16 protein-coding genes are annotated in these 13,894 nt (G+C 62.3%); 9 read left to right on the plus strand and 7 right to left on the minus strand.

Annotated features, from left to right (window positions below; all coding sequences use genetic code 11):
- Positions 1-45 precede the first annotated feature (45 nt).
- From OIS50_RS10640 to msrB, 3 genes are all read right to left on the minus strand, one after another.
- Entirely contained in the window at positions 46-396 is a 351-nt protein-coding gene (locus OIS50_RS10640) for a hypothetical protein (RefSeq protein WP_264690619.1), read from the minus strand.
- Between the two features lie 136 nt (positions 397-532).
- The gene (locus OIS50_RS10645) at positions 533-1,315 is read right to left on the minus strand and encodes a DUF3050 domain-containing protein (protein ID WP_264690620.1); all 783 of its coding nucleotides are present in this window, start codon (positions 1,313-1,315) and stop codon (positions 533-535) included.
- Positions 1,316-1,426: 111 nt separating this feature from the next.
- Positions 1,427-1,921, minus strand: a complete 495-nt coding sequence (gene msrB / locus OIS50_RS10650) for a peptide-methionine (R)-S-oxide reductase MsrB (protein ID WP_264690621.1) — start codon at positions 1,919-1,921, stop codon at positions 1,427-1,429.
- A 230-nt stretch (positions 1,922-2,151) separates the two neighbouring features.
- On the opposite strand from msrB, the gene typA reads away from it, so the two are divergent.
- On the plus strand, positions 2,152-3,960 hold the full coding sequence (gene typA, locus OIS50_RS10655; RefSeq protein ID WP_264690622.1) for a translational GTPase TypA: 1,809 nt from the start codon (positions 2,152-2,154) through the stop codon (positions 3,958-3,960).
- 69 nt (positions 3,961-4,029) lie between these two features.
- Here typA and OIS50_RS10660 read toward each other — a convergent pair whose 3' ends face one another.
- The gene (locus OIS50_RS10660; RefSeq protein ID WP_264690623.1) at positions 4,030-4,839 is read right to left on the minus strand and encodes a class I SAM-dependent methyltransferase; all 810 of its coding nucleotides are present in this window, start codon (positions 4,837-4,839) and stop codon (positions 4,030-4,032) included.
- Between the two features lie 148 nt (positions 4,840-4,987).
- Between OIS50_RS10660 and OIS50_RS10665 the strand changes: the two genes are divergently transcribed.
- The gene (locus OIS50_RS10665; protein ID WP_264690624.1) at positions 4,988-5,935 is read left to right on the plus strand and encodes a T9SS type A sorting domain-containing protein; all 948 of its coding nucleotides are present in this window, start codon (positions 4,988-4,990) and stop codon (positions 5,933-5,935) included.
- A gap of 9 nt (positions 5,936-5,944) precedes the next feature.
- Here OIS50_RS10665 and OIS50_RS10670 read toward each other — a convergent pair whose 3' ends face one another.
- Complete coding sequence (locus tag OIS50_RS10670) at positions 5,945-6,217, minus strand: acylphosphatase (RefSeq protein WP_264690625.1); 273 nt, start codon at positions 6,215-6,217, stop codon at positions 5,945-5,947.
- Between the two features lie 91 nt (positions 6,218-6,308).
- On the opposite strand from OIS50_RS10670, the gene nagA reads away from it, so the two are divergent.
- A complete protein-coding gene (nagA, locus tag OIS50_RS10675; protein ID WP_264690626.1) occupies positions 6,309-7,442 on the plus strand; it encodes an N-acetylglucosamine-6-phosphate deacetylase in 1,134 nt (377 codons plus the stop codon).
- Between the two features lie 12 nt (positions 7,443-7,454).
- Here the strand turns inward: nagA and OIS50_RS10680 are convergent, their stop codons facing one another.
- Positions 7,455-8,312 carry a TrmH family RNA methyltransferase gene (locus OIS50_RS10680; RefSeq protein WP_264690627.1) on the minus strand — a complete coding sequence of 286 codons (858 nt, stop codon included), beginning with the start codon at positions 8,310-8,312 and terminating at the stop codon, positions 7,455-7,457.
- Between the two features lie 81 nt (positions 8,313-8,393).
- On the opposite strand from OIS50_RS10680, the gene OIS50_RS10685 reads away from it, so the two are divergent.
- Together OIS50_RS10685 and OIS50_RS10690 are read left to right on the plus strand one after the other, a co-directional pair.
- On the plus strand, positions 8,394-9,920 hold the full coding sequence (locus OIS50_RS10685) for a sensor histidine kinase (protein ID WP_264690628.1): 1,527 nt from the start codon (positions 8,394-8,396) through the stop codon (positions 9,918-9,920).
- A 58-nt stretch (positions 9,921-9,978) separates the two neighbouring features.
- Positions 9,979-10,395: a response regulator gene (locus tag OIS50_RS10690; protein WP_264690629.1), complete on the plus strand. Its 417-nt coding sequence runs from the start codon at positions 9,979-9,981 to the stop codon at positions 10,393-10,395.
- Between the two features lie 94 nt (positions 10,396-10,489).
- On the opposite strand, the gene OIS50_RS10695 is transcribed toward OIS50_RS10690, so the two are convergent.
- Complete coding sequence (locus tag OIS50_RS10695; protein WP_264690630.1) at positions 10,490-10,855, minus strand: hypothetical protein; 366 nt, start codon at positions 10,853-10,855, stop codon at positions 10,490-10,492.
- A gap of 598 nt (positions 10,856-11,453) precedes the next feature.
- On the opposite strand from OIS50_RS10695, the gene OIS50_RS10700 reads away from it, so the two are divergent.
- From OIS50_RS10700 to OIS50_RS10715, 4 genes are all read left to right on the plus strand, one after another.
- Positions 11,454-12,356, plus strand: coding sequence for a hypothetical protein (locus OIS50_RS10700; protein ID WP_264690631.1), 903 nt, complete (start codon positions 11,454-11,456; stop codon positions 12,354-12,356).
- Positions 12,357-12,458: 102 nt separating this feature from the next.
- The gene (locus OIS50_RS10705) at positions 12,459-13,187 is read left to right on the plus strand and encodes an endonuclease III domain-containing protein (protein WP_264690632.1); all 729 of its coding nucleotides are present in this window, start codon (positions 12,459-12,461) and stop codon (positions 13,185-13,187) included.
- Positions 13,188-13,341: 154 nt separating this feature from the next.
- A complete protein-coding gene (locus OIS50_RS10710) occupies positions 13,342-13,545 on the plus strand; it encodes a hypothetical protein (protein WP_264690633.1) in 204 nt (67 codons plus the stop codon).
- 8 nt (positions 13,546-13,553) lie between these two features.
- Positions 13,554-13,823: a DUF167 domain-containing protein gene (locus tag OIS50_RS10715; RefSeq protein WP_264690634.1), complete on the plus strand. Its 270-nt coding sequence runs from the start codon at positions 13,554-13,556 to the stop codon at positions 13,821-13,823.
- Positions 13,824-13,894 lie beyond the last annotated feature (71 nt).

Here is a 13,894-nt window from a genome sequence, read left to right on the forward strand (position 1 = left end):
GCCGTGGGGCCCGCGGAGCACGTGCTCCGCGGGCCCCACGCATTTTTAGGGTCGCGGCAGCGTGTCGGTAGCCAGGGTGGCGTTGCCCTGAATGCGCCGTACCCGTTCCTCCTGCGTGGTGTTGTTGGGCGCGTTGGTGTTTACCGTTTCGATGCGCTGCCGCCCGCCGCTGGCAGCGGCTTGCTCGCGCACTTGCGGCACGCGGCCGGGCGTGGCATCGGGCACGCTGCTGCCGCTGCCCAGGCCGCGGTTGTAAGCAGCCTGGCGGTCGGCATCGGTACGGATTTCGGTGGGCGCGCGGTCGGTTTCGAGGGCGTTGTCGGCGGAGGAGCAGGCACCCAAGCCAATGAGCAGAAAAGCGCTTAGGTATATCGGCAAACGAGAAGAAGCAGGCATGTGCAAGGGGCCGCGGCGTAAGTGCCCTACCCTACTGTGCTGAACGCAAGCGCCGCTACGAAGTTGGGCCTGCCGGCGCGGCCCGTAGTTGGCGGCGCCGGCAGGCCCACTGTCTGGTGCAAGCACCTGGGCGCGGTTACAACACCGGCGCAGCTACCGCCTGCCGGATACCATCCCACAGGGCTACGCGGGCCTCCATGCAGCGGCGGGCTACCTCGGTGGCTTGCTGCCACTGCTCGGCGTTATCGGCGCACAGCTCCTGCACCATTTGCTGCGCGAGGGGCGCGTGGGCTTCTTCGTCGAGCTCGATGTGGCGGTCGAGGTAGTAGGTGAAAATATCGAGCTGGCCCGGGAAACGCGCGCGCAAATCGTGCACGAGGTGCCGGAACATATCCGGAATTACGTCTTCGCGCCCGAAGGTGAAGGCAGCGGCTACGGCATGCGGCTGGCCCGCATTTACCACCTCAAACGTTTGCCGCACGAAGGTGCGCACGGCCTCAGGCGCCTGAGCGGCACCTAGGGCTGCTTCAACCGAGGCACCGTGGGCCAGGGCTTCGAGCAGGCGTTGAATGGGAGCCACATCGGCGCCGCACTCCTGCATGGCACGCAAGTACAGCTCGAAGTGGCTGGTGGGGCGGCCTTCGGGGTCGACGTCGGTTTCTTCTTCCAGCACAATCTCGTTGATGAGCCGGCGCGTGCTGGGGTTGCCGCGCGGCACCCACGGCACGGTGGTGCAGGTAAGGTCGCGCTGCAGGGCCTTCAGCAACGACATAAAATCCCACACGGCAAACACGTGGTGCTGCATGAACACGCGCAAGTCGTCGAGCGAGTGCAACGATTGGTACACGCTGTGCTCGACAAGGCGCTGCCGGGCCGGCGCCAAGGCTTGCTGCAAGGCGTCAATAGAGTTTTGTGACATATGAAATGCGGCAGGTAAGCAGTTGGGGTAACCAACGAAACCCCAAAATTGTGGTAATAAGGCCGCATAAACGAAATAACCCGCCCGGCCGGATTGCAGCCTAAGCCTAGGTTATTTGCTTCGCCCGAACGTCATGGCAGCCGAGTTCATGCAGTAGCGCAGGCCGGTGGGCTTCGGCCCGTCGTCGAAAACGTGGCCCAGGTGGCCGCCGCACTTCGCGCACACAATCTCGTCGCGCGTTATGCCGTAGCTGCGGTCGGTTTGCACCTTCACCGAGGCGTTGGTGGCCGGCACCCAAAAGCTGGGCCAGCCGGTGCCGGAATCAAACTTCTCGGAGCTGCGAAACAGCAGGTTTCCATCGGCAGCGCAGTAATAGCTGCCGGCCGCGTGGTTGCGGTGGTACCGGTTGGCAAAGGGCCGCTCGGTGCCTTGCTCGCGCAGCACTTTGTACTGCTCGGGGGTGAGCTGCGCGCGCCATTGCTCGTCGGTTTTCTGCACCGCAAACTCATTGGGCTGGTTGGTACGCGGCGCCGCTTTAGGGTACTGCGAGGCAGTGCCAGCTTGCGCGGGCTCGGCCTTGGTTTGTTGCTCCGAGCAAGCGGGCAAAACCGCCCCAAATACTACCGGAAAAAGGGTTAGTGCAAGGCAGGCAAAGCGCATATCAATGGAGCTGTATTGGGCTGAAAACTCCCTAAGCATTGGCCGAACGCTAAGCCCCCAGGTGTTGTTTGGTATAGCTACCGGGCTAAGCCACAGCATGCTTTGGCTTGAAACATTAAGGTTAACAAGCATTTGCGGTTAACATTCCGTACATTTGCACCCGCAAAACCGCTCTCATGCAGAATATCCGCAACATCGCCATTATCGCCCACGTTGACCACGGCAAAACGACGCTGGTGGACAAGATCATCCACGCCTCGAAGCTTTTTGCTGAGCACCAGCAGTTCGATGACCTGATCCTGGACAACAACGACCTGGAGCGGGAACGTGGCATTACCATCGTTTCCAAAAACGTATCGGTTCGCTACAAAGACGTTAAAATCAACATCATCGACACCCCTGGTCACGCCGACTTTGGTGGTGAAGTAGAGCGCGTACTGAAGATGGCCGACGGCGTGCTGCTGCTCGTCGACGCCTTCGAAGGCGCCATGCCCCAAACCCGCTTCGTGCTGTCGAAAGCTATCGACCTAGGCCTGAAGCCGATTGTGGTAGTAAACAAGGTTGACAAAGAGAACTGCCGCCCCGACGAGGTGCACGAGCAGGTGTTCGACCTGATGTTTAACCTCGGCGCCACCGAAGACCAGCTGGACTTCGTAACGCTGTACGGCTCGTCGAAGCAGGGCTGGATGTCGCGCGACTGGAAACAGAAAACCGAAGACATTACCCCGCTGCTCGACGCCGTTATCGAGTCGATTCCGCCGGCTCCCTTCATCGAGGGCACGCCGCAAATGCAGGTTACCTCGCTCGACTACTCGGCTTTCGTAGGTCGTATCGCCATCGGGCGTGTGCACCGCGGCACCCTGAAAGAAGGCGCCAACATGAGCCTGATGAAGGCCGACGGCTCCATCAAGAAGGTGAAGATCAAGGAACTGCAGGTGTTCGAAGGCCTCGGCAAAGCCAAGGTTGCCGAAGTACAGGCCGGCGAAATTTGCGCCGTAACCGGTATCGAAGGCTTCGACATCGGCGACACCATCGCCGATGCTGAAAACCCCGAGGCGCTGACCCGTATCAGCATCGACGAGCCGACGATGAACATGCTGTTCACCATCAACAACTCGCCGTTCTTCGGTAAGGAAGGCAAGTTCGTGACCTCGCGTCACTTGCGCGACCGTCTGTACAAAGAGACCGAGAAAAACCTGGCCCTGCGTGTGCAGGAAACCGACCGCGAAGACACCTTCCTGGTGTACGGCCGGGGTATCCTTCACTTGTCGGTACTCATCGAAACGATGCGCCGCGAAGGCTACGAGCTGCAGGTAGGCCAGCCGCAGGTACTCTACAAAGAAGACGACAACGGCAACCGCCTCGAGCCCATCGAGCACTTGGTGGTTGACGTACCCGAGGAAACCGCCGGCAAGGTTATCGAGCTGGTAACCATGCGCAAAGGCGAGCTGACCATCATGGAGCCGAAAGGCGACCTGCAGCACCTGGAGTTCAACATCCCATCGCGGGGCCTGATCGGCCTGCGCAACAACGTGCTGACGGCTACTGCTGGTGAGGCCATCATGAACCACCGCTTCCAGAGCTACGAGCCCTACAAAGGCACCATCCCTGGTCGTATCAGCGGTTCGCTTATCTCGATGGAGACCGGTGCCGGCACCGCTTATACCATCGACAAGATGCAGGACCGCGGCGAGTTCTTCGTTGATCCGGGCGAAGAGGTATACGCTGGCCAGGTTATCGGCGAGCACACCCGCCCCAACGACTTGACCATCAACATTCAGAAGGGCAAGAAGCTGACCAACATGCGTGCTTCGGGCTCCGACGAAAACGTGAAGATTATCCCCAAGCGCCAGTTCTCGCTGGAAGACGCGATGGAATACATCCAGAAGGATGAGTACCTGGAGGTAACGCCGAAGTCGATCCGGATGCGCAAAATCCTGCTCGACGAAAACGAGCGTCTGCGCTCGGCCAAGAAGAACGACTAGTTTTTCGGCAGCTTGAATAAAAAAGGCGCGGCTTCGGCCGCGCCTTTTTTGTTTGTCGGCGTGGTTGGTTTAGCGCTTCCGCAACAGCCACACATCTTGGCTGGAGCTACCACCCAGGCGTTGCCCGGGCATGTGCCGTAGCACCTCGGCCTGGGGCTCAAACAACTGCCGTAGGTAGGCTGGCGGCTGAAAGGCGCCGTACATGCGGTGGCCTTCGTTTTCGTAGCTGCGAATCACCAGCTGGTTTGCCCCGAAGCGCGCTTGCTCGGCGGGCGTGAGCACCGGCAAAAATGCCTCGCCGTGGGTTGTGAACAGCAGCACGCCGCCCGGCTTGGTTACGCGCATGAGCTCCTGAAACCATTGGCGGTGGCCTTGCTCCGATAAGTGCGTGAAGATGGAGATGCCATAAACCGCATCGAAGGTGGCGGCTGCGGCCTGCAGGGGCGGCTCAAGCCCGTTTTGCAGAAACGCGGTATCGGGGCGCGCCAGGTGCTGCCGGCACCACGCCACAAACTGGGGGTTGTAATCGGTGCCGGTGTAGCGGCAGCCCTGGCCGATTACGCTGGGCAAGTGCCGGATAACGCGCCCGGGGCCACAACCCCAATCGAGCAGGTGCGCGTGGCGCAGCTCCAGGTGGGGCGCCAGCAAGTCGCGTATCCAGCGGGCGGTGTCGCGGCCGCCCTCGTAGTACTTCTGGTAGTTGAGCTGATAGGTTTCGTAGAGCGGGTAATCGGGCGGCAAGGCTACCGTAGGGTTGGCGGCGCGAAAGGCCTGGTTTGCCTGCCGATTGCGGAAGCGAACAAAGCGGTAGCGTACCAGGTCGGCGCCGTAAATCAGGCCCAAGCGGCGCAGTAGGTTAGACAGAAAAGCCTTGTTCATTGGCGCAATATCGCACTTTGGCTTGCCTTGTGTTTGCGCGCCGCCCCTGCGAATGCGTTTGCCCGGCTATGGGTTTTCAGCAAAGGCCACCAACATATTTCAGCTACCGAATATTACCTTACGTGCATTGCTCCTAAACCTGCTGCCTATGCCGCTACGCGTACGTTTACCTAGGCGCCGGGCACGGCTTGCCCGCCCGACATGCGTGCTGTTCGGGGTTGTACTGTTGGCGAGCCTAGGTACGGTGCGGGCGCAATCGGGCATTGTGGCCGGGCAGGTGAGCGGCTTGTGGCACGAGGTGCTGGTGCCCGAGCGGGTGCTGAGCTCAACCCTAACCTACGCCGGCCCCAACACCCCGCTGAACACCCGCCGGCTCGACTCGCTCGACGTTGATGCCGATGGCCGGTTCGATGTGTTTCTGAGCACCGACGCCACTTTGCAAGCCGGCAAGTACCCCGTTGCCTCCGCCCATGCCTGGATCAGCGGTGGGGAAATTTTGAAAACCCAAACCACCTTCAAACCAACGGCCGTTGCCCTAGCCGGTGGGGCTTCCATCCAGGACAGCGCCCAACCGTTTGTGCCGGGCAGCGCAATACCCACCTGGGCAGCGGCTACCATTAACGGGCAAACCGACAGCCAACTAACCCTGGCGCTGGAGGCCTCGAACCCCGGTGGCCTGCAGCGGATAGGCGAGTGGCGCGATGGGGCCCCGCACTACCTGGGCTTCCGGTTGGGCAATGCCGCCACGGGCTACCGCTACGGCTGGTTGCTGCTGCAGGCCTCGGTGCTCTACTCGGGCTGCACGCTCAAGGCCACGGCCTACGCGGTGCAACAACAAACCGCTTTGCCCAACAAGTCCGCTGCCGCAATCCACGGCTTCGAGACGAGCCCGAACCCGGTGCAGCAAACCTTGGTGGCGCAGGTTCCGGTAGCCGGCCAGTTGCAGATATTCGATGCCCTAGGTCGGCGGTACCATACCCAACCCGTGCAGGCGGGCCCGTGGCAAGTTGATACGGCTGGCTGGCCGGCGGGCCTGTATTTCGTGTCGCTTACGACGCGGCAAGGGCGTGTGGTGCAGCGCGTGCTGAAACAGTAGCGGCGCAGCCTACCGCCTCACCTCGAACCGCCCGTAGCCTTGCACCGCGCCCGGCTGCACCTCCACCCGATCGACGCGGGCGGCGGGCGGCCCTTGGTGGCACCACTGCTCCAGAGCACCTAGGGCGTCGGCGGGTCCTTCGGCTTCAATGGTTACGGTACCGTCGGGCTCGTTGCGGGCGTAGCCGCTGAGGCCCAGCCGCCGGGCCTCTTGCTGCGACGACTGCCGGAAAAACACGCCCTGCACACGGCCGTGGATGCGAAAAGTGCGGTGTTCGATCATAGCTGCGAAAACTGGTAGTACGTAAGCCGCCAAAAATACTGGTGCCGCATTTTTGTGGTTTCAGCACCCTGCCTCTGCTACCCCTACGCCAATGCGCTACGCCCTTACCAACGCCGTTTTGCACACCGGCCATGCCGAGCTGCTCCACCACGCCGTGGTCATCAGCCACGGGCGCATCGAGGGGGTGGTACCCGCGGCCGAGCTACCCGCCGATGTGCCTGCCCGCAACCTGGGCGGCCTGCACGTAGCGCCCGGGCTTATCGATTTGCAGGTGTATGGGGCTGATGGGGTGCTCTTTTCTACCCATCCTACCCCCGAGGTGCTGGCGCGCATGCAAGAGACGTTCTGGCAACAGGGCACCACGCACTTTCTGGCCACCATGCCCACCAACTCGCCCGTACTCATGCGCGAGGCGGTGCTGGCCGGCAAAGCTTTCCGGGAGCAACACCCCAACGGCGGTTTGCTGGGCGTGCACTTGGAGGGGCCCTACATCAGCCACCAGAAAAAAGGCGCCCACCAAGCCGCGTTTATTCGGGTGCCCGATGTGGCCGAGCTGCGCGAGTGGCTGCACCTAGGGGCCGGCGCGTTGCGGATGCTGACCATGGCGCCCGAAGCAGCCACGCCCGAGGCCGTGGCTTTGCTGCGCGATGCCGGCGTGGTGCTGTCGGCGGGGCATACCAACGCCACGTACGCGCAGGCCACGGCGGCCTTCGGTGGCGGTTTTGCGGCGGCTACGCACCTGTTCAATGCCATGTCGGGGTTGGCGGGGCGCGAGCCGGGCGTAGTGGGCGCCGTGTACGACTCGGCCACGGCCTGCGCCAGCATTATTGCCGATGGCGTGCACTGCGATTTTGCGGCGGTGCGCATCAGCCACAAGCTTATGGGCGAGCGGCTGTTTCTGATTACCGACGCCGTGGCCGAAAGCCCCGAGGGCGCGTACCAGTTCCGCCATGCCGGCGACCGGTACGTGGATGGGCAGGGCACGCTGGCGGGCTCGGCGCTAACCATGCTGCAGGCCGTGCGCAACTGCGTGCAGCACGCGGGCCTTTCGCTCGCCGAAAGTTTGCGCATGGCCTCCCTCTACCCTGCCCGGGTGCTGGGCCTCGAAAACCACCTAGGGCTGATTGCCCCCGGCTACGAGGCCAGCCTGTGCGTGTTCGACGATGACCTGGAGCCGCGCGGGGTGGTGCTGGCGGGCGAGCTGCGCCTGGGCGGCTCGGCCTAGGTGCGCCCGGCCCTAGCCGCGGGCGGCAGCCACGTCGCGCTGGCGCACGGCCTCGAAGGTGAGCACCGCCGTGGCCGTGCTCACGTTGAGCGAATCGATGTAGCCGCGCATGGGAATGATGATGGTATGGTCGCAGGCCGCAATGAGCTCGGGGGTGAGGCCGTCGGCCTCGGTGCCCATCAGCAGGGCCGTGGGGCCGCAGTAATCGAAGTTGGTGTAGGGCTGGGCCGCGGGCGTGAGGGCGGCCGCGTAAGTCCGGATGCCGTGCTGGCGGCACCAGCCCAGCAGCTCTTCGCGCGTGGTGGCCACCACCGGCACCGTAAACACGCAGCCAATGCTCGAGCGGATGGCGTTGGGGTTAAACAAATCGGTGCGCGGGTCGCACACGATTACGGCATCGGCCTGGGCCGCGTCGGCGGTGCGCAGCACGGCCCCTAGGTTGCCGGGCTTCTCCACGGCCTCGAGCACCAGCAGCAGCGGGTTGGCAGGCAACTCCAGCTCGTGCAAGCGCCGCAGCGGCGGCTTGGCCAGGGCCAGCACCCCATCGGAACCCTCGCGGTAGGCAACTTTCTCAAACACCGCCTTCGATACCTCAAACCACTCGGCCGAGGCCGCAAGCACCTGCCGCAGCTCCTCTTGCTGCACGCGGGGCAGCAGCTCGGGGCATACAAACACGGTGGGCACCACCACCCCGGCGGCGCGGGCAATGGTTAGCTCGCGCAGGCCCTCGATGATGGTGAGCCCCTGGGCCCGGCGCTCCGACGATTTTTGCTGCAGGCGCAGCAGGTTTTTGATGCGGGGATTTTGCGGGCTGCTGATGGCGTCGGGCATGGTGCTGCGGTAATCGTAGGGCCCGCGAAGATACGGCATTGCTCACGGCAAGCGGTTTTTGGGCCGCTGCGGGCCGGGGTGTGTATCTTGCATATTCGTTAGCCTACGGCATTCTCCAACATGGCATTCAACACGAAAACCAAACTGTACATCGGCTTTTTTATCGCGGCTGGTGTATTGCTGCTCACGGCGGTGGCCTCGTTTATCAGCACCCGGCAGCTGAGCACCCGCACCCAGTGGGTAGAGCACTCCTACCAGGTGATGCAGCAGCTCAAGGACATGGAGCTGCGCATCAAGGATGCCCGCTCGGGGGTGCGCGGCTACCTGCTTACGGCCGACACCGTGTACCTAGGGCTCTACAACAAGGCCAAGGGGCAGGTGTTCGTGCATTACAACGAGGTGCAGCGGCTGACCAGGGACAACCCCCAGCAGCAGTTGCGGCTCGATACGCTCGAAACGCTCGTGAACGTACAAATGCGCCTGCTCTCCGACATGGCGCGCGGCCAGGGCCGGTTGTCGCGCTCGTCGGTGCAAACCCTGCTCGACACCGACCGCCAAACCATGCGCGCCGTTGAGCGCATGCTGGGCCGGGCCCGCACCCGCGAGCTGGAAATTTTGCAGGAACGCAGCTCCGAGCAAAGCACCTACGAAACCATAACGCCCGCCATTATCCTGATTTCGGCCACGTTTGCCATCGTCATCACGCTGTGGCTGTTCTGGCGCGTGAGCGTGGAAATAACCGCCAACGACCGCCTGCAGCGCGAGCTGGCGGCCGCCAACGAGGGCATTGCGCACCGCATCAGCATTATCGAGAACCTGGCCAACCAGGTGGTGCAGGGCGACTACAAGGTAAAAATCAAGGACAAGGAGCGCGACAGCGTGGGCAACCTGGCCACCTCGCTCAACCGCATGACGCAAACCCTCGACGAGACGTTTACGGCCCTCGAAAAGCGCAACCGCGAGCTGGATCAGTTTGCCTACGTGGCCTCGCACGACTTGAAAGCGCCCCTGCGCGGCGTGAGCACCGTGGTGAAGTGGATTGAGGACGAGCTGGGCCACGAGCTGTCGGATAAAATGCGCGAGTACTTTGGGCTGATGAAAGGCCGCCTCACGCGCCTCGAAGACCTGATTAACGGCCTGCTGGCCTACGCCCGCGTGGGCCGCACCCAGCAGCGGCTCGAGGAGGTAAGCGTGGAGCACCTGGTGCACGAAGTAGCCGATTTGGTGGTGCCGCCCACGTTTGAGGTGCGCATTCAGGACTCCTTGCCTACCCTGCTCACCGACCGCCTGAGCCTGCAGCAAGTGTTTACCAACCTGCTCAGCAACGCCGTGAAGTACCACCACAACAAGCAGGGCATCATTGTGGTAGGCTGCCGCGAGGCGGGCAAGCAGTACGAGTTTCGGGTGCAGGACGACGGCCCCGGCATTGCGCCCGAGTACCACGAAAAAATCTTCCTGATGTTTCAGACGCTGCGCGACCGGCACACCGCCGAAAGTACCGGCATCGGCCTGAGCATCGTCAAGAAAATCATCGACGAGCAGCGCGGCAGCATCCGCGTGGAGTCGTCGGTGGGCCACGGGGCGGCGTTTGTGTTTACCTGGCCCAAGCAGCCCGTGGGGGTGCTGCTCAGCAAAGCCGAGCTGTAACCCAGGCGCCCTCCGGCAGTAGTACCTTACCTTTGCGCGTTCACCACTTCGCCCGCCCATGCGTTCAGTTCTGCTAGTAGAAGACGATTTTTTCGACACGATGACCGTGCAGAAGTCGTTCGAGAAGTTCAGCGTGCCGCACAAGCTCTACACGGCCTTCAACGGGCTCGAAGCCTTGGATATGCTGCTGGGCCTGAACGGCGTAGAGGCCATCCGGCCGCTGCCCGAGGTAATTCTGCTCGACCTGAACATGCCCAAAATGAACGGGCACGAGTTTCTGGCCGAGCTAAACACGCACGAGGAGCTGCGCCACATTCCGGTGTTCATCACCACCACCTCCGAGATGGACATCGACCGCATGCAGGCCGAGCAGCACAACGTGCGCGGCTACATCGTGAAGCCCATTGACTTCGAGAACACGCGCGACATGATCGACAGCATGAGCTTGCTCGAAACCTTGCTGAAGCCGGAGTAACGCTTGCTTTCAGACAACAGCCGCGGGGCCGCCGAATCATCATTCGGCGGCCCCGCGGCTGTTGTATTATTATTCGTCCTAGGAGCTGACTCGCTTACTCAATAACAGGCAAGTACTTGTTATAACCTTTTGGTATTTGCAACTGCAGGTTGGGCTTGGGCTGAAACCCGTAGAATTTACCCCAAAGCATTTTATTTATTTGCATGGTAGCCGTACTATCTAGCATCCAACCAGTTGAGCGCAGCTCGTAAAACAAGATAGGATTGTAGGACATTTTAGCTGGATCGTCTACTGCTTCAGCATAGTCGCGGATACCTGCATACTCTACTCGCCCGTCACCATCTACATCACATGCGGGGTTGTCGAAGGTGGGAAGCACCTGCCGGCGCACCACACGGTTGCCGTCAACGGTTAGCAGCAACAAGTCGTTTTTATTTGGCCGCAGGTTCCGTTCGAGCAAAAGTTGGTAGCGACTCGGACTGATTATGACAATCCGGGGCCACACCCGCTTCTTAAACTCGAACTCTTGTAAAGTGTCGGCCCGATACAATGTTGTACCGTTGCGACTGCACACCAAGCTAGATATATACTGGGGCAAACAGTCGTTACCAGCATCGGAGATGCCTTGCACTAGTACTTGGTTTGGGTACAACAAGCGAAAAGGCTTGCGGCGACAATCGGGACCAAAGTTGAGCAATGAGCCCCCTAACACGAATAGGGTAAAACAATATTTAATAGCCACAATGAACGAGTGCAATCAAATGGCTTCAAATCTAAAGGAATTGCTCGGGCCCCTAGCGCTGCCGTGAAATTGGCCGCATAACAAGCTTTTGTATCGCCGTGAGCGGCAGCTCCGTATGGGATTAAAAAGGAATTTGGCTGGCGGAACGAGTTATACTGCTGTTGTGGTTTTGGAAAGCATGGGGCACTGGCCGATTTTTTGCGGCATCTTGGCCCCGGCATTACTTTTCGGCCGTGCGGCGCGGGGCCATGTGCCACCGCTACTCACCCGGACGCTTCCTCAAGGTATTCCCCCTGTTCGTTCACGCCCTCCACTCATGAACATCCGTTCGATGTTGCTCGCCGCCGGCCTTGCCGGCGCCTCCGCGGCTGCTGCCGTGGCGCAGGATGCCCCGCGCCAGCTGAGCACGCCCCCCACCGTAGCCGATACCGTGCGCCGGAGCGCTGCTGCGCCCGCGCAAGCCCAGCCTGCGCCCGAGCAGGCCGCCCCGCCCCAGCAAGCACCCCAACCGCGCTACCGCATCGGCCTGAAATCGGGCCAGGTGTACGCCGCCGACGATGTGGAGCTGCGCCAACCCGTAATTGGCCGCTCGTACCTGCTGCTCAACGGCCAGCAGCGGTTTGATCTGGATCAGATTAAGTTCTATCAGGACGAAACGGGCCACTACATCCGCACCACGCTGCCCGGCTCGCGCCGCGAGGCCACGCTGCGCCGCGAAAAGCAGGGCCGCATCAGCACGTATTCCATTACCTCGCAATCATGGTCGCCGGGCGGTTTTGGCGGGCCCTGGGGCTACGGCCCCTACGGCTACGGCATGGGCCGCTACGGCTTCGGCAGCCCGTGGGGCATGGCGGGCTACCCCTACGGCGGCGGCTACCGCACCGTCAAAACCGAGTACTTCAGCAAAGACGGCGGCCCTATTCAGGACATGAACTTCCGCAACCTGAGCGTGGCGCTTTCTGATAACCCCGGCAGCGCCGAGCTGCTGCGCGATGCCGCTCGCCTAAAGCGCGTGAGCACCGCGGGCTACATTGTGGGCGGCGGCATGCTGGTGGCGGGTATGCTGAACACCTTCAGCGGCAACGCCCAGCGCATTTCGCCGCTGCTGTTCATCTCGGTGCCGGTGCTGCTGGTGCCCACCTTCGTGAGCGGCTCGCAAGCCAACAAGCTGAAGCAGGCCGTGCAGATGTACAACTACAACGGAGCAGCTACGCGCTAACCCGCGGCTCCTATGCTTGCCGAGGCCGGTACCCACCTAGGGGCCGGCCTTCTTTTTTGCGGCAGCCCAACCGCGCGGCCGGCTCCTGCGTTTGCCAGGGTTGTGTCTGCCGCCCTTCCGCCATCTGCCACCGATTTTGCCCACCGCCAGGCGCTGGCCTTGCTGGCGCACGAGCGGCTGTGCCAGCTCTACGGCGCGCCGTTCCGGTTTTTCAGCGTGAAAGACCCCATGAGCGAGCTGATCAGCGCCGTGTTGTCGCACCGCACCCGCAACCAGGATTCGCACAGGGCCTACCAACAGCTGCGCGCCCGGTTTGCTACCTGGGCCGAAGTGCGCGACGCCCCCACCGCCGAGGTGCAGGAAGCCATCAGCCCGTGCACGTGGCCCGAGCAGAAAGCGCCGCGCATCCAGGCCATTTTGCGCGAGCTAACCGAGCGGCTGCAGGGCAATTTGGCGCTCGAGTTCCTAGGTGAGCTGCCCGTGCCCGAAGCCCGTGCGTGGCTGGAAACGCTGCCCGGCGTGGGCCCCAAAACCAGCGCGGCTACCTTGCTGTTCAGCACGCTGCGGCGCCCGGCCATGCCCGTCGACAGCCACCACCACCGCGTGGCGCAGCGCCTAGGTCTGATCGGGCCCAAGGTGGGCACCGAGGCCTCGCACGCGTTGCTGGAGGCCCTGCTGCCGCCTGAGTGGGATGCGCAGCAGGTGTACGACCACCACGAGGCCCTTATGTTTCATGGGCAAAAATGCTGCTACTACCGCACGCCGGCCTGCGGCCGCTGCGTGCTGCTCGATGCATGCCCCACGGGGCAAAGCATTATGGGCGGCCGGTAACGCGGGGCGGCGGCGGCAGTGGCGCAGGCCTGTGCTGGCGCTGATGATCTGCCGCTTCTGCCCACCACAATGCCTACGGCCTTCGGCAGCGCGGTTTCTTGCTACCTTGCTTCCATACGCGTGGGCTGTCGCGCGTCAGCCTTAACCAATTGCCATGAAACCTACCTACGGCGTGCCGGCCCTGCTGTCGGCCATACTTCCGGGCCTGGGCCAGCTCATCAAAGGGCAAATTCTGAAAGCCGTTTTCATTTGGGTGATTAGCGGCATTGTGGGCTTTTTGCTTTGGTGGACGGTAATCGTTCCGTTTGCCGTGTGGGCCTGGAACGTGTACGACGCCTACAACTCACCTACCACCTAGGCAGCCGCATGGCCACCCTGCACCTCAAAGCCAAGCCCAACGCCCGCCACAACGCCCTTGTGCTGGCGCCCGATGGCAGCGTTACGGTTCGGCTGAACGCGCCCGCGCAGGATGGCAAAGCCAACGACTGCCTGCTGCGGTTTTTGGCCGAGGTGCTGGCCCAACCCCGCAGCAGCCTCACGCTGCTCAGCGGCCACACGGCTCCGTTTAAAAGAGTTGATGTGCCCGGCCTAACGGATGCGGAGCTGCGCAGCGCCTTGCTGGCCCACGCGCACTAGCCGCACGGCACCACCTAGGGCCCAAGCTCTACCTTAAGCGGGCAAACCGCGTATGCAGCAAACACGCACTC

It is taken from the genome of Hymenobacter sp. YIM 151858-1 (assembly GCF_025979705.1).
Lineage (GTDB): Bacteria > Bacteroidota > Bacteroidia > Cytophagales > Hymenobacteraceae > Solirubrum.